Below are 22,915 nucleotides of genomic sequence, written 5' to 3'. Positions count from 1 at the left end.
CGCCATTCGAGGCTCTCGATGAGTACGCAGAGCTTCAGCTGGCCTCGTAAAGTACAATCACAAATTCCGCTGTCCGGAATGATCTCGGCCCCTCAGGCACAGCTACCCCTTAGAGGTAGAAGAAACTCGCTTCGATCAGCCTACTCCCGCCCCCCGTCCGATAGCTGAGTTACTTTCCGCCGTGGTGTCGTCGGCCCCAACCGCTGACGCGGCCCCTTCGGGGTGCTTCGCATTGGCGCCGGCAACACAACTCCCGCCGAGTTGCAGATCGGCCAACTGAGGAACGCCGCCGGTCGGTATCTGTGCAGTCAGTTCTCACGCCAGATGAGCTCAAGCTTGTCCGGGTCGAACGTTCCCCGGCTCCCTCTTCCTTGCCCCACAGGGTGAACGATGATCGCAAGGAAGCCTTCACGGATCAAGGCTCGCTTCTGGGCCATATCCAGCCGGTCATCATCTGTATCCGAGTACCACCGACGCCGGATGTCCGTGATGCTGGATCTCGCCCGTCGAGCGGCAGCTTCGTACTGCGCGCGCTCCTTCGTGAGTCGAGAGATCTCAGCCTCCAGGCGTTCGACCTCGGAGAAGAACAGGGAGTTGCTCACTTTCTTCTTGTGCCAGTGCTCGCGTAGTTCGCGGAGTTGCGTCTCTGCCTCCTCCAGTTCGCTGGCACCCGCCCATGGTTCGACCTGCGCAGCCCCCAAAGGCTGTTCTTCAAGCTTCGCGAGCACGACCTCCGAGACGAACAAGTCCACCATGTCGCCGCGCCGTGCCAGCCTGCCGCATCCCCCCTGTGCCTTTGACCTGCACGCATACACGTGGTGGTCACAGTCGCGGTGCGAGGTGACGCGCAGCTTCGCCATACAGAGCGTGCCGTCATCTTTGGGACGGCCGCAGCGCAGGATGCCGGTAAGGAGATAAGTGTGGTCCCGGAAGTCCGTCGGCAAGTTGCCGATGATGCCATTGCTGCCGACCTGCTTGCCGCGCCGGGCGTCGAAGATCGCTTGAACCGCCTCCCACTCCTGCGGCGTGATGATCGCCTCCCATTGGCCCTGCACGGGCTTCCCGTCCGCGTCCTTGACGATCTCACCGTTGATCTTGCGCCAGCCGCAGAGACGGGGGTTCCGTAGCAACTGCTTGAGGGTCTGCGCCTCCCAGGCGTTGCCCCGCGTCGTGACGAATCCCTTCTCCTGCCAGTTGCGTACTATCGAGTTGACCGAGCCACCCGCGAGGATCGATTGCACCGCCTTCCTGATGGCGGCCCCCTGCACGGGGTCAAGTGTGCGCCTGTCGTCCTTCCAGCCGAAAGGGCGGTAGCCGTTCGGGATCGCACCATCCTCGGCACGACTGCGGTGCCAGCGAGTGACGCGCCGCCGCATCTTCTTGGCCTCCATGCGGGACAGGACTGCCCCCATCAGTCCCATGGACTCCACATCTTCGCTGTAGAGGTCTTTAGGCCCCCGCGCGTCGGCGAACACCCTCCCATCCATCGACGTGATCGCGTCCACGAACCGCTCGTAGTCGCCCGCGCGCCGGACAAGACGGTCCTCCGCGACCACCACACAGCCCTGTACCGGCGTGCCGTCCGGAAGCTTGCCCGCCCGCAGGACGCGAAGCATGGCCTCGAAGTCGTCCCGTATGACCCCTTCTTTGGCGGCCGACTTGTCGTTGTCGGTGAAGGCATGGACGATGCGCCAGCCGAGCCGACCGGCCGTCATCTGGTTGACTTTCCGCTGGTCGGTGACCGTGTGTTCGTCTTTGGCCTTGTCCGCACTCGCCCGCTGGTAGCTCACCACGTGTAAGAGATCGTCCATCGGTTCTCCCTGGTAAAGAAACCTCCTGCCTAGAGCAATGTTGTACCACCACAACTACGTGGCGGAGGAGACCTATGACGGTGTGGACCTGCTGGTCACCCGGAAGGGGGCCATCCGGGCAGGAGGCGGGGAACTCGGCATCATCCCCGGGTCCATGGCCACCGGAACCTACATCGTGAAGGGACTCGGCAACGCGAAGGCGTTCAACTCCGCGTCGCACGGGGCGGGGCGGAAGATGAGCCGGACGAAGGCGAAGAAGACCTTCACCGTGGGTGATCTGGAGGCGCAGACCAGCGGGGTGGAGTGCCGCAAGGACGCCGGCGTGCTGGACGAGATCCCGGGCGCCTACAAGGACATCGAGTCGGTCATGGCCGCCCAGACCGACCTGGTCGAGGTCGTGGCCCACCTCCGCCAGATCATTTGCGTCAAGGGCTGAGCACCCGGCTTGGTTCGCGGAAGGCAAGCCCTTCGCGGGGCGAACCATTCCATGTAAGGCCGTGATTCAGGAACGTTGTGGAATGACCTGCGGTCGCCGGGGTCCATCTCGCCCAGAGGGTGGAGGAAGCGGGGTCAACGCCGTTGAATCCGCGGGGGGCAGGGGTGTGTGCTTGCGGCGTCGACCGTCTAGTGTGAAACGAGTTTCACGTCCACCGCGCGGCCCGCGCCGGCACGTCACCTGACCCGCGTCCGGGACGGTGCCGCCGCGGCGCCAGGCCGGGCGCCGCCGTAACCTCGGCGCCGCGACACGCACGCAAGGAGGGCCTTCCGGTGCTCGTTGACTCGTTCGGGCGAGTGGCGACCGACCTGAGGGTCTCGCTGACCGACAGGTGCAACCTGCGCTGCTCGTACTGCATGCCCCCGGAGGGCCTCGAGTGGCTGCCCAAGCCCGAGCTGCTCACCGCGGACGAGATCTGCAGGCTCGTGGCGATCGGCGTCGAACGGCTGGGCATCACCGAGGTCCGCCTCACCGGGGGCGAGCCCCTGCTGCGCCGCGAGCTCGTGGAGATCGTCGGGCGCGTGGCGGCGCTGCGGCCGCGTCCGCATTTGTCGGTCACCTCCAACGGCATCGGCCTGGCCCGTCTCGCCGGGCCCCTGGCCGAGGCCGGGCTCGACCGGGTGAACGTCTCGCTGGACACCCTCGACCGGGAGACCTTCATCCGGCTCGCGCACCGCGACCGGCTGGGGGACGTCCTGGCGGGCCTGGCCGCCGCCGAGGCCGCGGGGCTGCGCCCGGTGAAGGTCAACGCGGTGCTCATGCGCGGCGTCAACGACCACGAGGCCGTCCCGCTGCTGCGCTTCTGCCTGGAGCGCGGCTACGAGCCGCGGTTCATCGAGCAGATGCCTTTGGACGCCCAGCACGGCTGGCGCCGCGAGGACATGGTGACCGCCGACGAGATCCTCGCCAGGCTCACCGAGGCGTTCGCGCTCACCCCGGACGACCCCGCGGCGCGCGGCAGCGCCCCGGCCGAGATCTTCCTGGTGGACGGCGGGCCCGCGCGGGTCGGGGTCATCGGCTCGGTGACCCGCCCGTTCTGCGGCGCCTGCGACCGCGTGCGCCTGACCGCCGACGGCCAGATCCGCAACTGCCTGTTCGCCACCGAGGAGTCCGACCTGCGCGGCGCGATGCGCGCCGGCGCATCGGACGGCGAACTCGCCGCGCGGTGGGCCGCCACCGTCCGCGGCAAACGCGCGGGGCACGGCATCGACGACGAGGGCTTCCTCCAGCCGGCGCGCCCGATGTCGGCCATCGGCGGCTGACGATGCCTCCCGGGGGCGGCGTGGAGGCGGGGGATCACCGGCCCTCCGCGGCCCTCTACGGCCCCTTTGGCCGCACCCGGCCGCCGGGGGAGGTGCGGGACACCTCCGGGGTTCCCGTGGGCTCGTGCGGCCCCTACGACGCGGTGGTGCTGGCAGGCGGCGAGGCGCGCAGGCTCGGGGCGTTCGCGGGGGGCGACAAGCCGGGGGTCACCGTCGGCCGGACGACGCTCATCGCGCGGGTCGCGGCCGCGGTCTCCGGCGCCGCCCGCCTGATCGTGGTCGGCCCGGCGCGTCCCGGCCTGCCCCGCGCCGAGTTCGTCCGCGAGGATCCGCCCGGCGGCGGCCCGGTCCCGGCCGCGCGCGCGGGGCTGGCGCGGGTGTCGGCCCCGTGGACCGCGCTGCTGGCCGCCGACCTGCCGTTCCTGCTGCCGCGTCACCTCGCCGCGCTGCGCGAGGCGGCAGGGAGCGGTCCGGGGGCCGTGCTGGTGGACGACGAGGGCCGCGAGCAGTGGCTCACCGGCGTCTGGCGCACCGACGCGCTCACCGCCGCGCTGGCCGCGTACGCGGGGCGGTCGCTGCGCGGGGTGCTCGGGCCGCTCGAACCGGTGCGGCTCGGCCCGCCGGTGGGGGACGGGGAACGGGTTCCGTGGTTCGATTGCGACACGATCGACGATGTGAAAGACGCGAGAAGGCGGTTCACTCCCACGTCCGGCGAGTCATGATTCATCGGCGGATGCAGGGGAAAGCCGTTTTGGCCCGTACGAATATCACCGGAGGAAAGGGACACGATGAATGTGCTGGCCGAGTGGACGGCGCTCGTCTGCAAGGAACTCGGTGTCGACCCCGAAAAAGTGGATCGCGACGCGGTTCTCGATCTGACCCGGGACGTGGCCCACGGCGTCGCCCGTCCGGCCGCGCCGCTGACCGCGTATCTGCTCGGGCTGGCCCAGGGAGCAGGGACCGCATCGCCGGACGCGCTGGACAGGCTCTCGACGCTGGCCCGCAACTGGGGGCAGGCCACGGCCGAGACTTTGGGCGATCACTGAGACGTCCTGAACATCCGGAAAATCGATTCAACGAATGTTTTCCCGAGAAATGGACGACGCCGGGTGGTTACGGGGGCAAACCACCCGGCGTCGCTTCATCGGCGTTCCGACGGGGGCCCGGAACGCCGGCACGAGCGCTCCGACGGGGGACCAGAGCGCTTGTCTAAAGCGTACACCTACAACCCATGGGGTGCGTCAAGAGTTTGTCACGACCCGATCTCGCGTCGGTGGAGTGGTATCTCGGTTTGGTTAGGTGCGTCCCCGTCAAAGGCCGAGGTCACGCCACGATTCGGCTGGTTCGCCCCGATGACGGCGATGTACGGCAGGAAGATCGCTCCCGCGACGAGCAACGCCCTGACCGGCCACGGGACGGTGAGCACGACCGCCAGGACGAGGCATACCAATCGGATCCCCATCTGGACGAAATACCGCTTCTCGCGTCGGCCGATGTCCGAGGACAGGGACGGCTGCGCGTCGGTGACCTGGTGCACGACGGTGCGGCGGCGCCATAGCTTCACAACTTCCACGGTAGACCCCGGGGTGGCCGGAGTGTTCCGCGCGCCCGTCCCGGACGGTGTATACGATCAAGGACGACGGTGAGGAGAGTGGGATGAGCGATCGTACGTACCGCGTGACCGAGATCGTCGGCACGTCCCCCGAGAGCGTCGACCAGGCGATTCGCAACGGCATCCGCCGCGCGGCCCAGACTCTGCGCCACCTGGACTGGTTCGAGGTCACCGAGGTCCGCGGCAGCATCCAGGACGGCGAGATCGCCCACTACCAGGTGGGCCTGAAGGTCGGCTTCCGCCTCGAGGACTCCTGACTCAGGTCCTGACACCGCTCGCGGCGGACCCCGAGGCCGCCGCCGGGCGACTCCCGGCGGCGGGGGGATCAGCGGATCATCGGCGGATCAGTTGGCCTGGCTGACCGTCGACATGTTGAAGTCGGGCACGCGCAGCGGGGGCATGATCGCCCGGGTGAAGTAGTCGCTCCACTCGCGGGGCAGGGTGTGCTCCTCGCGCCCGACCTCGGTCATCCGGTCCAGCAGGCCGACCGGGCTCTCGTTGAAGCGGAAGTTGTTGACCTCGCCGACGACCTCGCCCTTCTCGACGAGGTACACGCCGTCGCGCGTGAGGCCGGTCAGCAGCAGCGACTGCGGGTCCACCTCGCGGATGTACCACAGGCAGGTCAGCAGCAGGCCGCGCTCGGTCGAGGCGATCATCTCCTCCAGCGAGCGGCCGCCCCCGGGCCCTTCCATGATCAGGTTGTCGATGCCCGGGGTCGTCGCCAGCCCGGTGAGCTCGGCGGAGTGACGGGTCTGCAGCAGCGCCGACAGCGACCCGTCGTGGATCCAGTCGGTCGACGACAGCGGCAGGCCGTTGTCGAACACCGACCGCTGCCGGCCGCCCGCGTGCGCGATCACGAACGGGGCGCATTCGATGCCGCGGGCCGCCGGGTCGCTGTAGAGCCGCACGGGGGAGCCCGACAACGACTCGCCCACGCGCGTCGCGCCGTCCGGCTTGGAGAACACCGTGCGGCCGTCCGCAGCGTCCCTGGCGCCCGCCGACCAGTAGAGGTAGATCATCAGGTCGGCGACCGACGACGGCGGGAGGAGCGTCTCGTACCGCCCCGGCGGCAGGTCGACCCGGCGCTTGGCCCATTCCAGGCGGCGCGCCAGCGTGGCGTCCAGGGCGGCGACGTCGACGTCGGTGAAGTCCCGGGTGGCCACGCCCGCCCAGGCCGAGCGCGCCATGTCGGGGGACTTGGCGTTCAGCTCCAGCCGGCCCGTGGGCTGGTCGTGGCGCAGCCGCAGCCCCGTGGAGGAGCCGAGGAACGTCGTGGTGAGCAGGTGCTCGGCGAAGCCGTACAGCTTGCGGTCGCCGGTCTCGGCCACCGCGAAGGCCTCGCCGAGCGCCGGGGCGAAGTCGCCGAACACGCCGATCGAGGTCGGCTCCGCCGGGGCGTCCCAGTCGGGCGACACCGCCGCGCCGACGAGCGGGCGGGCGTCCTCGGCGGGCGGCGCCTCACGCGAGGCGAGGTCGGCCGCGGCGACCACGTCGGCGAGCTGGTCGGGGCGCACGGCGGAGCGCGACACGACGCCGACCCCCTTGCCGGTCACCGAGATCACGGTCAGGCGCGAGGACCGGCTCACGCCGTTGGTGGTGAGCGTGTTGCCGGCGTAGCGGAGGTTCGCGGAGGACCCCTCGTCGACGATCACGACGCGGTCGTCGGCCCCGCTCAGGGCGAGGGCACGCTCGACGGTCTCCTGGGGAGTCACTTTCCACCCTCCTGGACGGTGTTGAGGATCTTGACCCCGCGGAACAGCGCCGACGGGCATCCGTGGCTGACCGGCGCCACCTGGCCCGGCTGGCCCTTCCCGCAGTTCATGGCGCCGCCCAGCACGTAGGTCTGCGGGCCGCCGACGGCCTCCATGGAGCTCCAGAAGTCCGTGGTGGTGGCCTGGTAGGCGACGTCGCGCACCTGGCCGGTGACGCGGCCGCCCTCGATGAGGTAGAACCGCTGGCCGGTGAACTGGAAGTTGTAGCGCTGCATATCGATCGACCAGCTCTTGTCACCCATGATGAAGATGCCCCGCTCGACGCGGGAGATCAGCTCCTCGGTCGAGGGGCCATCGGCGGCCGGCATCAGCGAGACGTTGGCCATGCGCTGGAGCGGCACGTGCCCGGGCGAGTCGGCGAACGCGCACCCGTTGGACCGGCCGAGCCCCTTCAACAGCGCCATGCGCCGGTCGAGCTGGTAGCCCACCAGCCGCCCCTCGCGCACGATGTCGAACCGCCGCGTCGCCACGCCCTCGTCGTCGTAGCCGATCGTGGCCAGGCCGTGCTCGGCGGTGCGGTCGCCGGTGACGTTCATGATCGACGAGCCGTACCGCAGCGTTCCGAGCTTGTCGAACGTCGCGAAGCTCGTCCCCGCGTAGGCGGCCTCGTAGCCGAGGGCCCGGTCCAGCTCGGTGGCGTGGCCGATCGACTCGTGGATCGTGAGCCACAGGTTGGACGGGTGGATGACCAGGTCGTAGTCGCCCGCCTCGACTGAGGGCGCCTTGAGCTTCTCCTCCAGCAGCTCCGGCAGGATCGCCACCTCGGAGGGGAAGTCCCAGCCGGTTCCCGTGAGGTACTCGTACCCGCGCGCCGACGGCGGGGCCAGCGTGCGCATGTCGTCGAAGCGCCCCTCGGCGGCCCGCATCACCGTGAGCACCGGATGCGTCCTGACCCGCTGCTGGGTGGTGTCGGTGCCGGCGGTGTCGGCGTAGAACTTCTGCTCCTTGACCTGCATCAGCGAGGCGGCGACGTGGTCGACCCGCGGGTCCTTCAGCAGGCCGGAGGACCAGTCGGCCAGCAGGGCGACCTTCTGTTTCAACGGCACGGTGAACGGGTCGACCTCGTAGGGCGACACCCACGTCGCCCCGGCGTACACCGGCTCGGGAGCCAGCTCGACCGGCTCACGGTTGACGGCGGCGGCCACCCGGGCGACCTCGACGGCCTGCTCGGCGACCTCCGCGGCCGCCTCCGTCGTCAGCAGGATGCCCGCGGCGAAGCCCCAGGTGCCGTCGCGGATGACGCGCACGGCGTACCCGAGGTCGTCGGCGTCCATGGACCCTTCGAGCCGGGCGTCGAAGAGGCTCAGGGTCTCGCCGCGCACCCGTTCCAGCCGGAAGTCGGCGTGCTCGGCGCCCAGGTCACGGGCACGCTGCAGGGCGGCGTCCGCCAGTTGCCGCAGCGGCAGGGCGAGAAAGTCCGGATCGATCTGGCGCATGTCCACGATCCTAACCCCGTGATCTTGTACGGCGCGGATAAGGATTTACCTGCGAGTAAGCGATAGCGTCGTGCTCATGGCTCGATCAGTACTCGTAACCGGCGGCAACCGCGGGATCGGCCTCTCGATCGCCCGTGAACTGGCCGCCGCCGGTGACGCCGTCGCCGTCACCTACCGCTCAGGAGAACCCCCCGAGGGCCTGTTCGGGGTGAGGTGCGACGTCACCAGCTCGGAAGACGTGGACACGGCCTTCTCCAAGGCGGAGGCCGAGCACGGGCCCGTCGAGGTCGTGGTGGCCAACGCAGGAATCACCAAGGACACGCTGCTGCCGCTGATGAAAGAGGCGGACTTCACCGGCGTCCTCGACACCAACCTCACCGGCGCCTTCCGCGTCGCCAAGCGCGCCACGCGCGGCATGCTCAAGATGCGCCGGGGCCGCATCATCATGGTCTCCTCGGTGGTCGCGTTGCTCGGCTCGGCCGGCCAGACCAACTACGCCGCCTCCAAGGCGGGCATGATCGGCTTCGCCCGGTCGCTGGCCCGCGAGCTCGGCTCGCGCGGCATCACGGTCAACGTCGTCGCCCCGGGGTTCGTCGAGACCGACATGACGGCCGCGCTCGAATCCGGGCAGCAGGAGGCCATACTCAAGAACGTCCCGCTCGGCCGCGCCGCGACCGCCGCGGACATCGCGCGGGCGGTCAAGTTCCTGGCGAGCGAGGACGCCGCCTACATCACCGGAGCGGTCCTGCCCGTCGACGGCGGCCTGGGAATGGGGCACTGACATGGGAATTCTCGACGGCAAGCGGCTGCTGGTGAGCGGCGTGCTCACCGAGTCCTCGATCGCCTTCTCCGTGGCCAGGCTGGCCCAGGAGCAGGGCGCCCAGGTCGTGCTCACGGGCTTCGGCCGGCTCAGCCTGGTCGAGCGCATCGCCAAGCGGCTGCCCGAGCCGCCCCCGGTGATCGAGCTGGACGTCCAGAACACCGACCACCTCGACACGCTGGCCGGCCGCGTCGGCGAGCACCTCGACGGGCTCGACGGGGTCGTCCACGCCATCGCCTTCGCCCCGCAGACCGCGCTCGGCGGCAACTTCCTCAACACCACCTGGGAGGACGTCTCCACGGCCGTCCAGGTCTCCACGTACTCCTTCAAGTCGCTGGCCGTCGCCTGCCTGCCGCTGATGAAGGAGGGCGGCGCCATCGTCGGCCTCGACTTCGACGCCACCAAGGCCTGGCCGGTGTACGACTGGATGGGCGTGGCCAAGGCGGGCCTGGAGTCGTGCTCGCGCTACCTTGCGCGCGACCTCGGCAAGCACGGCATCCGCGTGAACCTCGTGGCGGCCGGCCCGGTGCGCACCATGGCGGCCAGGTCCATTCCCGGTTTCACCGAGTTCGAAGAGAGCTGGCCGGCCAAGGCCCCCCTCGGGTGGGACCTGACCGATCCCACCCCCACGGCCAAGGCGTGCGTCGCGCTCCTGTCGGACTGGTTCCCCGCCACCACCGGCGAGATCGTCCACGTCGACGGCGGCGTCCACGCGATGGGCACCTGAGACCCAGGAGTCCGGCCGGGATCTGGTCCGGCTGAGACCTAGGCACCGGCCGAGGCCCCGGGCCTCGCGCCCGGGGCGGCCCGCCCTTCTCCGGCCGGGTGCCGGGGCCGGGTCTCAGGCCAGGCGGTGGCGCCCGTCGGGGCGGCCCAGCCCCTCCAGGGGCATCGTCCTCGGCGCCTCGTCGCGCCTGCGCGCCTGAACGACGCGCGTGGCGAGGATCGCCGAGGCCAGCAGCACCGCCGTGAGCGCCGTCCCGGCCGCGTCGTAGGGCCTGCCGGGGGCGACGGCCCGGGCGCCGAGCCGTCCCGCCAGCGTGGGAAGCGGCTGGCCGGGCCACAGCGGCATGATCGGCGGCGCGTCGACGTCCGCGGACGGCGGGGGCGTCACGCGGGGGACCTCGACGGCCCACGAGCCGCCTCCCGGCTGCGCGCCGCCGGAGGGCCCGGACTGCGCCGGCCACAGGGAGGTCGCGGACGGGGCCGGTGTCCGCGAGGGACCGGGGGAGAGGCGGGCGTCCGGCCGGCGAGGGATGGACGAGGCCGGGGGCAGGGTCGGCGCGGCGGGTGTGGAACGGTCCCGGGGGGTGGACGGCCGCGGGGCCGGCGCGTCCTCGTCGCAGTCGGCGGACCCGACCAGCGGCAGGCACGAGGTGTCCACGGGCACCCGGAGCAGCGTGTCGTCGCCTGCGGGCGGGTCGCCGGTGGGCCGCCCGCTGGGCGCGGGGGAGGCGGCCGGAGGCGGCGTGGCGGCGGGGGTGGGCTTGGTGGAGGGCTTGGCCGACGGCCCGGCGGAGGGACGGTCGCCGCCGAGCAGTTTGTCGGCCGTCTCGCCGATCGGGCGGGTGATCTCGTCGAGGCCGCCGGTGAGGTGGTCCACCGTTCCGGCGACGTCGTCCAGCAGGCCGCACAAGTCGTCTGTGAGCCCGGACGAAGGGCGGCCGCCTCCGCCGCAGCCGGCCGGGCGCTCCGGCGACGCCGCGGCGGGCGCCGCCCCCAGGAGCGCGGTCACCCCGCTCAGCGCCAGCGTCAGCGCTCCCGCCGATACGACGGTCGTGCCCTTGCGCATGCTTCCCTCCATCTTCCTCGTGCGGCGCGGGCCGCCGGGCTCCCCTCCCCGCCGACCCTCGTCAATCGTGTAACTCCGCGCCCGTCATTCCAGTAAAAGGTGCGATTCGGTACCGACTAGTGATACGCGAGGACGATTCCCGTTCACCGTGTCGTGACGGCCGGTGACGGACCGGTGAACGCGACCTCAGTCGGTGGCGGAGACGTCGTCCAGGGCCTCGCGGATCTCCATCGGCAACGTGAGGGCCTCGGCCTGCAGGGTGCCCTTGAGCTGGGCGTGCGTGCGGGCTCCGACGATGGCGGCGGCCACGCCCGGCTGGTCGCGCACCCAGGCCAGCGCCACCGCCAGCGGCGAGACCCCGAGCCCGTCGGCGGCGGTGGTCACCGACTCGACCACGCGGCGGCACCGCTCGTCGAGGTACGGCTGGACGAAGTCGGCGAAGTGCGGCGTCGCGGCCCGCGAGTCGGCCGGGATGCCCACGCGGTACTTGCCCGTCAGCACCCCCCGCCCGAGCGGCGACCAGGCCAGCACGCCCGCGCCGACGTGCTCGGCCGCGGCCAGGACCTCGCGCTCGGCGTCCCTGGCCAGCAGGGAGTACTCGACCTGGATCGACACGATCGGCGCGCGGGAGGGCGCCGAGCGCTGCCAGACCCCGGCGGCGGCGACCTGCCACCCGGCATAGTTGCACACCCCGGCGTACATCGTGCGGCCGGAGGAGACGGCGGTGTCGACCGCGGCCAGCGTCTCCTCCAAGGGCACCTCGGGGTCGAAGGCGTGAAGCTGCCACAGGTCGACGTCGTCGACCCCCAGCCGGTCCAGCGAAGCGTCCAGCGCCGAGATCAGGCTCCTGCGCGAGGCGTCGCGCGAGCGCGGCCCGTGCGGCGTCAGGACCGCCTTGGTGGCGATGACGACCTCCGAGCGCGGCACCGACCCGCGCAGCAGGCGGCCGAGCAGCCGCTCGGCGTCGCCCCCCGCGTACACGTCGGCGGTGTCGACGAGCGTGCCCCCGGCCTCGGCGAACGCGACGAGCTGCGCGGCGGCCTCCTCGGGCTCCGTGTCGCGCCCCCAGGTCATCGTGCCGAGCCCCACCCTCGACACCGAAAGACCGCTGCGCCCGACCAATCGCTGATCCATGATCCGGCCACGTTACCGTGCCGGGCCTCCCACCGGCCGGGAAGCCCCCGGACGCGCCCGGGAGGGCCGTGCGAGAGAGGGTCCCGGCGATTCCTTCACCCGGTCATCGTCGCGTCGTCACCGCGCCCGGCTCACCAGGGGGCGGCGCTGCCCTAGGCTGGCGCCCACTATGGACGCACTGCAAGCGATCGTGCTCGGCATCGTGCAGGGTCTCACCGAGTTCCTGCCGATCTCGAGCTCAGCCCACCTGCTCATCGTTCCCCGGCTGTTCGGCTGGTCCGACCCGGGCGCCGCCTTCACCGCCGTGATCCAGCTCGGCACCATGCTCGCCGTGGTCATCTACTTCTGGCGCGACATCGTGCGCATCGCCTGGACGTGGCTGCGGAGCCTGTGGACGCCCGAGCTGCGCGGCGAGGTGGACGCGCGCATGGGCTGGTACATCGGGCTGGGGACGATCCCGCTGGGCGTGCTCGGGATCGTGTTCAAGGACGCCATCGAGGGCCCCGCCCGCAACCTGTGGATCAACGCCACCGTGCTGATCGTCTTCGGGCTGCTGCTCCTGCTCGCCGAGCAGATCGGCCGCCAGCGCACCCCTCTCGACTCGCTGACCCTCCGGGACGGGCTGATCATCGGAGGTTTCCAGGCGCTGGCGCTGGTGCCCGGGGCCTCCCGGTCGGGCTCGACGATCACCGGCGGGCTGTTCCTGGGGTTCACCCGCGAGGCCGCGGCCCGCTACTCGTTCCTGCTGTCCATCCCGGCCGTGGTGCTGTCCGGGCTGTTCGAGATGCGGCACCTCGGCGACGGCGGCGGCCCCGACCTGGTTCCCACGGCGATCGCCACCATCGTCTCCTTCGCGGTGGGCTACGCCTCGATCGCCTGGCTTCTCAAGTACATCACCAGGCACTCCATGATGATCTTTGTTACCTATCGCGTATTCATCGGTGCCTTTCTCCTGACTCTGCTGTCCCTAGGGGTGATCACGGCCCAATAAGCTTGGGTTTGTGACCACTTTGCTTCTGGTGCGGCACGGTCTGACGGACATGACCGGGCCCGTGCTCGCCGGCTGGACCCCCGGGGTCCACCTCAGTGAGCGGGGGCGGGAGCAGGCCGAGGCCCTCGCCGCCCGGCTCGCGCCCCTGCATCTGGACGCGATCGTCTCCAGCCCTCTGGAACGCTGCCAGGAGACCGCCTCCGCGGTGCTCCGCGGACGTGACGGAGTGAAGATCGACACCGATGAACGTTTCGGTGAGTGCGGGTACGGCGACTGGACCGGCCGGCCGCTGAAGGAGCTCGCTCAGGAGCCGCTGTGGCGGGTCGTGCAGCAGCACCCGAGCGCCGCCGTCTTCCCGGGCGGAGAGTCCCTCGCCGGGGTCCAGCGCCGCGCGGTCGCGGCCGTGCGGCACTGGAACGAGAAGCTGGGCGAGAAGGCGACGTACCTGGTCTGCAGCCACGGAGACGTCATCAAGGCCATCGTGGCCGACGCGATGGGCGTCCACCTGGACCAGTTCCAGCGCGTCACCGCCGACCCGGCCTCCCTCACGGCCATCCGCTACACCCCCCTGCGGCCGTTCGTCCTGAGGGTCAACGATGTGGGAGGCGGGGTCGAAAATCTCATCCCCCCGCCGCCCGGGCCTGAGGGTTCGGAGCAGGAAGACGGGGCAGAAAATTCCACCGAGAGCGACGCCGCTGTCGGCGGCGGAGCCGGGACCACGTAAGGTCGGGCTATGCCGGTCTTCGACTACGATCCGCCAGAAAGGTTCGTGGCCGGTGCCGTTGGGCAACCGGGATCACGCGCCTTCTTTCTGCAAGCCCGTGGTCAGGGGCGCCTGACGACCGTCGGGCTGGAGAAGTTCCAGGTCGCGGTCCTGGCCGATCGGCTCGACGAGCTGCTCGACGAGGTGCTGCGCCGCAGCGGGGGCACCGCGCCCGTGCCGGCCATGGCGCCGGTGGAGCTCGCCGACAAGGCCCCCCTCGACCTTCCCATCGAGGAGGACTTCCGGGTGGGCACCATGGCCCTCGCCTGGGACCCCGACACCGCGCAGGTCGTCATCGAGGCCCAGGAGGCCACCGACGAGGACGAGGAGCGGCCGGAGGACGAGCTCGACCGTCCCGAGTCCACGGTCCTGCGGGTCCACATCAGCGCCGCCTCGGCCCGGGCGTTCACCCAGCGGGCCCTGGAGATCGTCGCGGCGGGCCGGCCGCCCTGCCCCCTGTGCGGGCAGCCGCTCGACGCCGAAGGCCATATCTGCGTCCGTCTGAACGGCCACCGGGGGGACCGTACGTGAGTGCAGAGAGCGACCCCCGGCTCAGCAGTCTCCCCGGTGCGTCCGGCCTCGACGACGTCACCGCGCTGCGCCTGCTCCGCGAGGGGACCATCGAGGTCGCGGGCCGCCTGGTCGAGGCGACCAACATGACGCTCTACTGCACGATCCGCCTGGACGGCCTGGCCACCGAGTGCGTGTACAAGCCCGTGCGGGGCGAGCGGCCGCTGTGGGACTTCCCCGACGGCACGCTGGCGGCCCGCGAGGTCGCCGCCTTCGAGGTCTCGGCCGCGACCGGCTGGCAGATCGTCCCGCCGAGCGTCCTGCGTGACGGCCCGTTCGGCCCCGGGATGTGCCAGCTCTGGATCGACACCGACCCCGAGGCCGACCTGATGGCCCTGATCCGCAGCCGCAACCCGGCGCTGCGCCGCATGGCCATCTTCGACGCGGTGGTCAACAACGCCGACCGCAAGGGCGGCCACCTGCTCCCGCTGCCCGACGGGCACATCTACGGCGTGGACCACGGCGTGTGCTTCTCCGAGGAGGACAAGCTCCGCACGGTCCTGTGGCAGTGGCGCGGCAAGCCGCTTCCCCGCGAGGCGGTGAACGTCCTGGCCAGGCTCGAACGCGAGATCGAGCGCGGCAGGCTCGGCCGGCGGCTGCGCGAGCTGCTGACACTGGCGGAGGCCGAGGCCACCTGGGAGCGGGTGCGCCGCCTGCTCAGCACGGGCATCCACCCGTACCCCTCCGAGGACTGGCCCGCCATACCCTGGCCGCCCATCTGACCGCGTTCCGGCCGTTCCGGGCACAAGGCGTACCCTTCCAGAGGTCTGTCCATCTCTACCGACCCTGGAGGGAACGGGCATGTGCACCGTCGTCATCGGAATCCAGCCGGGCGCGCCGACGCCGGTGGTCCTCGCGGGCGTGCGCGACGAGTTCGCCACGCGGCCGTGGGAGCCGCCGGGCGCGCACTGGCCCGAGTACCCCCGCCTGGTGGGCGGGCGCGACCTGGAGGCGGGCGGCACCTGGCTCGCGGCCGACCCCGGCGCCTCCCGCGTGGCCGCGCTGCTGAACGGCCACGGGGCGCCCGCCGCCGCCGCGATCCGCAGGTCGCGCGGCGACCTCCCCCTGCGCGCCGCCGTGGCGGGCGAGCCGCCCGCGGGCGGCCTGGCCTGCTACGACCCGTTTCACCTGCTCGTGGCCGACCCGGGCGGCGCGCGCCTGTGGAGCTGGGACGGCGAGCGGATGACCGAGGCCAAGCTCCCCGAGGGCACCCACGTGATCGTCAACGACGGCTGGGAGCGCGACGAGCAGGGGCCGCGCGGCGCCTACTTCCGCCCGCGCTTCGCCGCGGCGGCGCGCCCGTCCGCGTACGACGACGGTGGCTCGTGGGGGGAGTGGCGCGCGCTGGCCTCGGGCGCGGGACTGCCGGTGTCCGACCCCCGCGCCTTGGTGGTCCGCCACGAGCTCCCCGAGGGGACGTGGGGCACGAGCTCGGTCACGTTGGTCGCGCTCGGCCCGGGCGCCCTGCGCTACGAGTTCTGTCCCCGTCCCGCCGACCCCTCGTCGTGGTACGCCGTGCCGCTGCCCGGGGCCGGCTGAGCGGCGCCCGGCCGGTCAGCAGAGGGTGCCGCCCCAGGCGGTTTGCGTGATCGGCCACGCCCGTCCCCCTACTCTGACGAAACGGACACCCCAGGGTGATCCCACCGGACCTGCGCATGGATAGGCTCAGGGCATGCGATCCTGGCCTGCTCCCGAGATAGCGCCACTGCCCGGCGCCGGCCTCCCCCTCCGGCTCTACGACACTTCGGCGCGCGAGGTCAGGCCGACCTCCCCTGGGCCGACGGCGCGCATGTACGTCTGCGGGATCACCCCGTACGACGCCACCCACCTGGGGCACGCCAACACCTACCTGACGTTCGACCTGGTCAACCGCGTGTGGCGGGACGCCGGCCACGAGGTTCACTACACCCAGAACGCCACCGACGTCGACGATCCGCTGCTGGAGCGCGCCGAGCGGGACGGCATCGACTGGCGTGAGCTGGCCGCCCGCGAGATCGAGCTGTTCCGCACCGACATGGAGGCGCTGCGCCTGCTGCCGCCCCGCGAGTACGTCGGCGTGACCGAGGTCGTCGGCCAGGTCGCCGAGCTGATCCAGCGGCTGAAGGACAAGGGCGCCACCTACGACGTCGGCGGCGACGTCTACTTCTCGGCCGCCGCCGCCCCCAAGTTCGGCGCCGTCTCGGGGTACACCGAGGAGCACATGCTGGAGCTGTTCGCCGAGCGCGGCGGCGACCCCGGGCGCGAGGGCAAGCGCCACCCCCTCGACTGGCTGCTGTGGCGCGCCGAGCGGCCCGGCGAGCCGTCCTGGCCGTCGCCCTTCGGCCCCGGCCGTCCCGGCTGGCACGTCGAGTGCACCGCGATCGCGCTGAGCCGCCTCGGCAGTGGCTTCGACGTCTCCGGAGGCGGGTCGGACCTGATCTTCCCTCACCACGAGATGGGCGCCAGCGAGGGCCACGTCGCCACCGGCGAGTGGCCCTTCGCGAAGTCCTACGTCCACGCGGGCATGGTGGGGCTGGACGGCGAGAAGATGTCGAAGTCCCGGGGCAACCTGATGTTCGTCTCGCGGCTGCGCGCCGGGCACGACCCGATGGCCGTGCGGCTCGCGCTGCTGGCCCACCACTACCGCTCCGACTGGGAGTGGACCGGCGACCAGATCGGCCGCGCGGAGACCCGCCTGGCGCGCTGGCGCTCGGCGGTGGACCTGGCCGCCGGTCCGGACGCCCGGCCGGTGCTCCAGGAGGTCCGGGAGCGCCTCGCCGGCGACCTGGACGCGCCCGGGGCCCTGGCCGCGATCGACTCCTGGGCCGAGCGCGCCCTGGCGGGCACGGACGGCACGGGCGATCCGGACGCCGGCGCCCCCGGGCTGGTCCGCGCCACTGCCGACGCGCTGCTCGGCGTCCGGCTCTAGCGGTCGGCCTCTAGCGGTCGGTCGGCAGCAGCGTGCCGAGCGGTCCGAGGTCGAGGTTCAGGTCCGCCGGGGACACCTCGAACCGCTCGCACAGGTCGTTCGTCGCCTCTTCCAGGCGTATGAGCGTCACCCGAGCGCCTCGACCTGCTCATCCGACAGGTCGCCCTGCTCCATGCGCCGGACGCACTGACGTTCGACGAGCCGGCGGACCAGCTCGACCAGCGTCAGGACGAGCCGGGTCAGGTCCCGCTCCACCGTGTCGGGGTCGGCCCGCAAATGCCAGCGCCCGGCGGAGGCCGGCTCGCGGCGCTCGGCGGGCTCGGGGGCTCTCAGGGGTTCAGTACCGTCGGGGTTCATAGCACACTCCGGTTTCCAGGGGTTCCGAGGCCCGGACCGACATGATCAGCGCGCGCAGCGAGATGCGCACGAGCTCGATGTCGGCGATCGACAGCACCAGGTCGCCGGTGACCACGACGCCGCCCGCCAGCAGCCGGTCCAGCAGGTCCACCAGGGCGACCCGCTCCCGGGGCAGCCGGCCCTCGGCGGCAAGCGCCGCGCCGCGCGGGGCGGCGTCCCGCGCCGGCATGCCGGAGGGTTCCCACGGGGCCGTCGTGGCCTCCGGCTCACGGACGTCCCGCGCCGTCGCCCCGGTCCGGCCCGCCGTCGTGCCCGGGGTCCGGCCCGTCGTCTCGCGCCCGGTCTCAGCCGCCATCGTGACCCTCCGGGCCCGCGAACTCCAGGGCGGCGAACGAGTACGGCGCCCAGGGGCCGGTGACCTCGACGTCGATGCCCGGCTCTCTCAGGCCCTCGACCGCGGCCGCGAACTCCCCGCGCCGGTCCTCGTCGACGAGGTAGGCGCCGTTGAGCAGCATCCAGTCCTCGCGGCCGGACAACTGCGGGTCCTGCGGCCGGTGCCGGCGGGCCGCCGCCGCGACGTCCGCCAGGGCCTCGTGGATGTGCTCGGCGCGCTCGGCGGCCTCCCGCCACGCCTCGTCGCGGCTGCGCAGGCTGTCCCTGCGCCGCCGCAGGTAGGCCGTTCCCGGCCCGGCGCCGGAGGGCTCGGCGGCCTGAGCGCCGGCGGGGGAGGCGGGGCGCGCGGGGTGGGCGTACACCTTGACGCCCCACTCGTGCCTCCCGGCCACCTGCTTGAGCACCTTGACGAAGTCGTCGTGCCTGCGCTCCAGCATCGCGCGGACCTGCGCCTCGCCGCTGTACACCGTGACCAGCCGCACCGGCGCGGTCGCCGCGTCCATGGCGATCGCCTCCACGACGCGGTGGTGGGCGCGGGCCGTCTCGCCCACCCAGTCCAGGTCCTCCAGCGAGCGCCGCAGGGGTTCCTCGCCGAACTCCGCCAGCGGCACGGTGCTCACGTAGGCGACCAGGCCGGCGTGCGCCACCGCGCGGACCGGCGCCCCGGCCACGCCCGCCAGGCCGGCGAGCCGCTCCGGGCGGGCCCGGTCCTTCTCCCGGGTGATCGCGTACAGGTACGTCGCGCTGTCAGCCACGGTGATCCTCCTCCCCGGCGGCCGGGCGCGTCGCGGCGTGGCCCTTGACGTCACTCACGGCGGCGCTCCCGGTCGTACGCCCGTTCCGCCTCGCGGGCCCGCTCGTCGCAGGCCGCCCGGCGCGGCCCCTCGATGCGCGGGCGCTCCTCCTCGTCCTCCTTGACGGCGGCGAGCCGGCGGCGCAGCCTGCGGTTCTCCTCGATCAGGTCGCGGTCCTTGGAGCTGAGCCACGGGTCGTGCTCCCACCAGTCGATGCCCAGCTCGCGCGCGGTGTTGACCGAGGCGATCAGCAGCCGCAGCTTGATGGTGAGCAGCTCGATGTCGAGGAGGTTGACGCGGATGTCGCCGACGATCACCACGCCGCGGTCGAGCACCCGCTCCAGGATGTCGCCCAGGTCGCCCCCGGAGCGTGCTTGAACTCCAGGCGCGCCCGGCGGCCCGGCGCGCGCCACAGGTTGCCGATGTGCTCGATGAAGCCCTTGGGGTGGTATTCGAGCACCATCAGCACCCGGGTCATCGCGGGCGCGAGCTCGTGGAAGGTGACCGACCCGTCGACGTACCCCTTGGCGGCCTTCGAACGCCAGACGATCTTGTCGTCCGGCTCCTGCTCGATGATCGTGGACTCCCACGTCCGGCGGGGAAGGAAGATCTGCGCCTGCCAGGTCAGCTTCTCGTCGCTGTCCTGGACGACCTTCTCCAGCTTCTTGGTGAAGGTGGGCCAGTCCTCGAACTGGGTCCAGACGTTGTAGACCAGCCGGATCGGCGCGCCGATGTCCATGGTCTCGGCGATGGTGGAGAGCTTCAGCTTGCGCTTGCCGAATCCGAGCCGCCTCTTCAGGCCGCCGAACGCCATCTCCGCGAGGCCCTTGAGGCGGCCCGTGCCGCCCTCGGCGCCGGCGAGCCGGCCGATCGTGCGGAAGTCGTCGCCCTCGGCGAAGCCGGTGAGCCGCCTGGTGGTCTCCTCCACCTTGCGCCGCACCGCGCGGAGGGCCATCTTGCCCGCCAGCCCGGCCAGGCCGCGGATCTGCTGCTTGATCGGGGACAGCAGCCCCTTGCCCTCGTCCGCCATCGCGGTCACTCCCTCCGGCGGACCGGCCGGGACCGCGGCGACGGCCGGTCACGGACCACGCGCCCGCGCGGGGCCGGTTTCTCGTCCTCTTCTTCCTCCTCCACGTCCTCCAGGCCGACGTCCCGTGCCCGCCTGGCGCCCTCGCGCGCGGACCCCCGGGGCGGCGGCTCCTCGTAGTCCTCTTCTTCCTCGTACTCGGCGTATTCGCCGTACTGGTCCTCGTACGGCCCTTCCTCCTCGCCGCGCGGGCGTCGTGCCCTGGCGGTCCGGTAGCCGCCCGTGGCCCGGTGCCGCAGTCCCGAGACGCCGCCGCGCGCGGTCCTGGCGGCTCCTCTGGCGGCACCCGTGGCCGTCGCCGCCGCTCCGGTCGCCGCCTCGGTCGCGGCTCCGGTCGCGGTCTCCTCCAGCCCGGCCGCGACGTTGGCCGCGTGCTGGAGGGACTCGGCGCGATCCTGGAGCTTGGCGCTGATCGAGGAGACCTGCCTGCTCGCCGCGGCCTTGGCGGCGGCCTTGCCCGCCTCGAACAGCTCGCCGCGGACGCTGTTGACGATCTTCTCGAGCTCGGGGGACGAGCTGACCAGCTTCATGCCCTGCTCCAGCAGGTTGCCGCGCGTCCCGCCGAGCCTGCCGGTCGCGCCCGCCACGGCCAGGGCGATCGCGAGCTTGAACCTCCGGTTCCGGCCGAGGAAGTAGCCGAGCGCGACCGCCACGGCCACTTTGAGTCCGCCTGCCACGATTGCCTCCTTCTCCGGCTCCCGTTTCGACGGTTCAGCCCTACCCGCCCAGATTGGTACAGAACGCGCATGACCGGTAAAAATGGACATGGTGCGCGGAGAAAACGGAGGCGCTCGCCCGGGGGCGGACCTACGCCAGCGCGGCGAAGAAGCGTTCCCGCTCGTCGGTGGGCAGATGATCGCTGAACAGCACGCCGTCCAGGTGGTCGACCTCGTGCTGCAGCACCCGGGCCAGCATGCCGAGCGCCCGGATCGTCACCGGCTTGCCGTACATGTCGCGCCCTTTGGCGACGACCGAGTAGGAACGCTCCAGCGGCCACCACACGCCGGGCGCCGACAGGCACGCCTCGTCGGCGACGATCGTGCGCGGGGACGCCTCAAGGCGGGGGTTCACCAGATGCCCCGACCTGCCCTCCACCTCGAAGACGAGCACGCGCAGCGGCACGCCGAGCTGGGGGGCCGCGAGCCCGGCGCGGCCGGCGCCCGCGCGGGTGGTGGCCTGCAGGGACTTGACGAGCTCGCGCAGGGATCGGTCGAAGTCGGTGACCGGGGAGGCCACGGTGCGGAGCACGGGGTCGGCGAAGAGCCTGATCGGCTGGACGCTGGACAAGCTCGCTCCAGGGGGTGTCGTCGGGTCGGCTGGACGGTTCCCGGGAGGAATTCCCGGATCGGCCTGACGGCAACCTTTGTTAAATCCAGGTTGCCTCAGTGATGCCTGTGGATCACATGTTTCAAGGGTGCGTCGGAAGTAACGGCGATATCTAACCATCGTCGCGGGGCGGTGTGATGAGCGCGGATACGGTCTGAACCTCCTGAAAACAGCGAAATAGGAGGAAAGCGACCGTGGTCGAGGTTATGCCGACGGCGTCGGCGAAAGGCCGCTGGATTAACGACTGGAATCCGGACGATCCGGACTTCTGGCAGCGCCGGGGCAAGCGGACAGCCCGCAGAAACCTGGCGTTCTCGATTCTCGCCGAGCATCTCGGCTTCACCCTCTGGACCGTCTGGAGCATCGTCGCGGTCAAGCTCGGGGACCACCGGTTCTCCACCGACCAGCTCTTCTGGCTGGTGTCCCTGCCGAATCTCGTCGGATCCGCCCTGCGCCTGCCCTACACCTTCGCGCCCGCCCGCTTCGGCGGCCGCAACTGGACCGTGGTCAGCGCGCTGCTGCTGCTCGTGCCGGCCGTCCTGCTGGCGGTGGCCGTCGGCGACCCCGGCACCCCGTACTGGGCATTCCTGCTCATCGCCGCCACGGCCGGGCTCGGCGGCGGCAACTTCGCCTCCAGCATGGCCAACATCACCTACTTCTACCCCGAGCGCCGGCAGGGCTGGGCGCTCGGCCTGAACGCGGCGGGCGGCAACATCGGCGTCAGCTCCGTGCAACTGGCCATGCCGCTGGTGATCACCGGTTTCGGCCTGGCGGCGGCCGGGCTGTTCTGGGTGCCGTTCATCGTGGTCGCGGCGGTGGGCGCGTTCTTCTTCATGGACAACCTCACCTCGGCCAAGGCCGACCCGTGCGCGCAGCTGAAGATCGCGGGCAGGGCGCAGACCTGGATCATGTCGCTGCTCTACATCGGCACCTTCGGATCCTTCATCGGCTACACCACGGCCTTCCCGCTGCTCATCAAGAGCCAGTTCCCCGAGCACGCCTCCACCGTCTCGTGGGCCTTCCTCGGGGCGCTCGTCGGCTCGCTGATCAGGCCGCTCGGCGGGCTCCTGTCCGACCGCCTCGGCGGGTCGAAGGTGACGCTGGCGAACTTCGCCGCCATGGGGGGCGCGGTCGCGCTGGTCGGCGTCGGCGTCGGCGCCCACCACTTCGCGACCTTCTTCGCCGCCTACCTTCTGCTGGTGGCGCTCACGGGCGTCGGCAACGGCTCGACGTACCGGATGATCCCCGCGATCTTCATGGCGAGGGCGCTCAGGGACGTCCCGCCGGGCGACGAGAAGGCCCGCGCGGCGGCCGTGGCGGCGGGCAAGCGCGACAGCTCCGCCGCCATCGGGATCATCTCGGCCGTCGGCGCGTTCGGCGGCTTCTTCATCAACCGCGGTTTCGGCACCTCGATCGCCGCGACCGGCGGCGCGGGCGCGGCCCTGGTGGCGTTCGCCGGCTTCTACGCCGTCTGCGCGGGGCTGACCTGGTTCTGCTACCTGCGCCCGGCCGGCGCGCGGCCCGCCGCGGGGGTGGCCGAGGCCCGTGTCTGAGCCCCGGATTCCGGCCCGGCCGGGATGTAGCACAGAGG

Annotated in this window: 25 protein-coding genes and 2 pseudogenes; 14 read left to right on the top strand and 13 right to left on the bottom strand. The window is 71.7% G+C overall.

Annotated elements, in window-relative coordinates:
- Positions 1-308: 308 nt before the first annotated feature.
- Positions 309-1,811, bottom strand: coding sequence for a recombinase family protein (locus tag AB0M95_RS28595; protein WP_363770879.1), 1,503 nt, complete (start codon positions 1,809-1,811; stop codon positions 309-311).
- Positions 1,812-1,857: 46 nt separating this feature from the next.
- On the opposite strand from AB0M95_RS28595, the pseudogene AB0M95_RS28590 reads away from it, so the two are divergent.
- From AB0M95_RS28590 to AB0M95_RS28575, 4 genes and pseudogenes are all read left to right on the top strand, one after another.
- Positions 1,858-2,247, top strand: a pseudogene (locus AB0M95_RS28590) (RtcB family protein); the annotation flags it as partial.
- A 332-nt stretch (positions 2,248-2,579) separates the two neighbouring features.
- Positions 2,580-3,569, top strand: a complete 990-nt coding sequence (gene moaA / locus AB0M95_RS28585) for a GTP 3',8-cyclase MoaA (RefSeq protein WP_363770876.1) — start codon at positions 2,580-2,582, stop codon at positions 3,567-3,569.
- A 92-nt stretch (positions 3,570-3,661) separates the two neighbouring features.
- Positions 3,662-4,291 (top strand): NTP transferase domain-containing protein, encoded by a 630-nt coding sequence (locus tag AB0M95_RS28580; protein ID WP_363770873.1) that lies wholly within the window; start codon positions 3,662-3,664, stop codon positions 4,289-4,291.
- 66 nt (positions 4,292-4,357) lie between these two features.
- Positions 4,358-4,615, top strand: a complete 258-nt coding sequence (locus AB0M95_RS28575; protein WP_358521705.1) for a DUF6457 domain-containing protein — start codon at positions 4,358-4,360, stop codon at positions 4,613-4,615.
- 206 nt (positions 4,616-4,821) lie between these two features.
- Here the strand turns inward: AB0M95_RS28575 and AB0M95_RS28570 are convergent, their stop codons facing one another.
- Positions 4,822-5,133: a DUF3099 domain-containing protein gene (locus tag AB0M95_RS28570; protein WP_363770871.1), complete on the bottom strand. Its 312-nt coding sequence runs from the start codon at positions 5,131-5,133 to the stop codon at positions 4,822-4,824.
- A gap of 92 nt (positions 5,134-5,225) precedes the next feature.
- Between AB0M95_RS28570 and AB0M95_RS28565 the strand changes: the two genes are divergently transcribed.
- Positions 5,226-5,438: a dodecin gene (locus AB0M95_RS28565; RefSeq protein ID WP_358521701.1), complete on the top strand. Its 213-nt coding sequence runs from the start codon at positions 5,226-5,228 to the stop codon at positions 5,436-5,438.
- 87 nt (positions 5,439-5,525) lie between these two features.
- On the opposite strand, the gene AB0M95_RS28560 is transcribed toward AB0M95_RS28565, so the two are convergent.
- Both AB0M95_RS28560 and AB0M95_RS28555 read right to left on the bottom strand, forming a co-directional pair.
- Positions 5,526-6,893: a metallopeptidase TldD-related protein gene (locus AB0M95_RS28560; RefSeq protein ID WP_363770868.1), complete on the bottom strand. Its 1,368-nt coding sequence runs from the start codon at positions 6,891-6,893 to the stop codon at positions 5,526-5,528.
- Entirely contained in the window at positions 6,890-8,389 is a 1,500-nt protein-coding gene (locus AB0M95_RS28555; protein WP_363770865.1) for a TldD/PmbA family protein, read from the bottom strand. Before AB0M95_RS28555 ends, AB0M95_RS28560 begins: the two co-directional genes overlap by 4 nt.
- A 76-nt stretch (positions 8,390-8,465) precedes the next feature.
- On the opposite strand from AB0M95_RS28555, the gene fabG reads away from it, so the two are divergent.
- Both fabG and fabI read left to right on the top strand, forming a co-directional pair.
- A complete protein-coding gene (fabG, locus tag AB0M95_RS28550; protein ID WP_358521697.1) occupies positions 8,466-9,170 on the top strand; it encodes a 3-oxoacyl-ACP reductase FabG in 705 nt (234 codons plus the stop codon).
- A 1-nt stretch (position 9,171) separates the two neighbouring features.
- Positions 9,172-9,936: an enoyl-ACP reductase FabI gene (gene fabI, locus AB0M95_RS28545; protein ID WP_358521694.1), complete on the top strand. Its 765-nt coding sequence runs from the start codon at positions 9,172-9,174 to the stop codon at positions 9,934-9,936.
- Positions 9,937-10,050: 114 nt separating this feature from the next.
- Here fabI and AB0M95_RS28540 read toward each other — a convergent pair whose 3' ends face one another.
- On the bottom strand, positions 10,051-11,001 hold the full coding sequence (locus AB0M95_RS28540; RefSeq protein WP_363770862.1) for a hypothetical protein: 951 nt from the start codon (positions 10,999-11,001) through the stop codon (positions 10,051-10,053).
- Positions 11,002-11,187: 186 nt separating this feature from the next.
- A complete protein-coding gene (locus AB0M95_RS28535; protein WP_363770859.1) occupies positions 11,188-12,135 on the bottom strand; it encodes an aldo/keto reductase in 948 nt (315 codons plus the stop codon).
- Positions 12,136-12,304: 169 nt separating this feature from the next.
- On the opposite strand from AB0M95_RS28535, the gene AB0M95_RS28530 reads away from it, so the two are divergent.
- From AB0M95_RS28530 to mshC, 6 genes are all read left to right on the top strand, one after another.
- On the top strand, positions 12,305-13,126 hold the full coding sequence (locus AB0M95_RS28530; protein WP_358521688.1) for an undecaprenyl-diphosphate phosphatase: 822 nt from the start codon (positions 12,305-12,307) through the stop codon (positions 13,124-13,126).
- A 10-nt stretch (positions 13,127-13,136) separates the two neighbouring features.
- On the top strand, positions 13,137-13,850 hold the full coding sequence (locus AB0M95_RS28525) for a histidine phosphatase family protein (RefSeq protein WP_358521685.1): 714 nt from the start codon (positions 13,137-13,139) through the stop codon (positions 13,848-13,850).
- A 9-nt stretch (positions 13,851-13,859) separates the two neighbouring features.
- Positions 13,860-14,420, top strand: a complete 561-nt coding sequence (locus tag AB0M95_RS28520; RefSeq protein ID WP_358521683.1) for a DUF3090 domain-containing protein — start codon at positions 13,860-13,862, stop codon at positions 14,418-14,420.
- Positions 14,417-15,181, top strand: coding sequence for an SCO1664 family protein (locus AB0M95_RS28515; protein ID WP_358521681.1), 765 nt, complete (start codon positions 14,417-14,419; stop codon positions 15,179-15,181). Before AB0M95_RS28520 ends, AB0M95_RS28515 begins: the two co-directional genes overlap by 4 nt.
- A 79-nt stretch (positions 15,182-15,260) precedes the next feature.
- Positions 15,261-15,998, top strand: coding sequence for an NRDE family protein (locus AB0M95_RS28510; RefSeq protein ID WP_363770854.1), 738 nt, complete (start codon positions 15,261-15,263; stop codon positions 15,996-15,998).
- 133 nt (positions 15,999-16,131) lie between these two features.
- On the top strand, positions 16,132-17,367 hold the full coding sequence (gene mshC / locus AB0M95_RS28505) for a cysteine--1-D-myo-inosityl 2-amino-2-deoxy-alpha-D-glucopyranoside ligase (protein ID WP_363770851.1): 1,236 nt from the start codon (positions 16,132-16,134) through the stop codon (positions 17,365-17,367).
- A gap of 10 nt (positions 17,368-17,377) precedes the next feature.
- Here mshC and AB0M95_RS28500 read toward each other — a convergent pair.
- The 7 genes and pseudogenes from AB0M95_RS28500 to AB0M95_RS28470 all read right to left on the bottom strand — a co-directional run bounded on the left by AB0M95_RS28500 (position 17,378) and on the right by AB0M95_RS28470 (position 21,285).
- Positions 17,378-17,724, bottom strand: a pseudogene (locus tag AB0M95_RS28500) (gas vesicle protein K).
- Positions 17,705-18,079, bottom strand: a complete 375-nt coding sequence (locus tag AB0M95_RS28495) for a gas vesicle protein (RefSeq protein WP_363770848.1) — start codon at positions 18,077-18,079, stop codon at positions 17,705-17,707. Before AB0M95_RS28495 ends, AB0M95_RS28500 begins: the two are co-directional and overlap by 20 nt.
- On the bottom strand, positions 18,069-18,872 hold the full coding sequence (locus AB0M95_RS28490) for a GvpL/GvpF family gas vesicle protein (RefSeq protein WP_363770845.1): 804 nt from the start codon (positions 18,870-18,872) through the stop codon (positions 18,069-18,071). The genes AB0M95_RS28495 and AB0M95_RS28490 overlap by 11 nt, the downstream gene beginning before the upstream one ends.
- A gap of 50 nt (positions 18,873-18,922) precedes the next feature.
- Positions 18,923-19,246 (bottom strand): gas vesicle protein, encoded by a 324-nt coding sequence (locus AB0M95_RS28485; protein ID WP_363770842.1) that lies wholly within the window; start codon positions 19,244-19,246, stop codon positions 18,923-18,925.
- Complete coding sequence (locus AB0M95_RS28480) at positions 19,225-19,941, bottom strand: SRPBCC family protein (RefSeq protein WP_363770839.1); 717 nt, start codon at positions 19,939-19,941, stop codon at positions 19,225-19,227. The genes AB0M95_RS28485 and AB0M95_RS28480 overlap by 22 nt, the downstream gene beginning before the upstream one ends.
- 5 nt (positions 19,942-19,946) lie before the next feature.
- Positions 19,947-20,675 (bottom strand): hypothetical protein, encoded by a 729-nt coding sequence (locus tag AB0M95_RS28475; protein WP_363770837.1) that lies wholly within the window; start codon positions 20,673-20,675, stop codon positions 19,947-19,949.
- Positions 20,676-20,805: 130 nt separating this feature from the next.
- Complete coding sequence (locus AB0M95_RS28470; protein WP_363770834.1) at positions 20,806-21,285, bottom strand: peptide deformylase; 480 nt, start codon at positions 21,283-21,285, stop codon at positions 20,806-20,808.
- Between the two features lie 233 nt (positions 21,286-21,518).
- On the opposite strand from AB0M95_RS28470, the gene AB0M95_RS28465 reads away from it, so the two are divergent.
- Positions 21,519-22,877: an MFS transporter gene (locus AB0M95_RS28465; protein ID WP_363770831.1), complete on the top strand. Its 1,359-nt coding sequence runs from the start codon at positions 21,519-21,521 to the stop codon at positions 22,875-22,877.
- Positions 22,878-22,915 lie beyond the last annotated feature (38 nt).

This window comes from Sphaerisporangium sp. NPDC051017 (genome assembly GCF_040683095.1).
Lineage (GTDB): Bacteria > Actinomycetota > Actinomycetes > Streptosporangiales > Streptosporangiaceae > Sphaerisporangium.
This window is presented reverse-complemented; position numbering and strand designations above follow the sequence as displayed.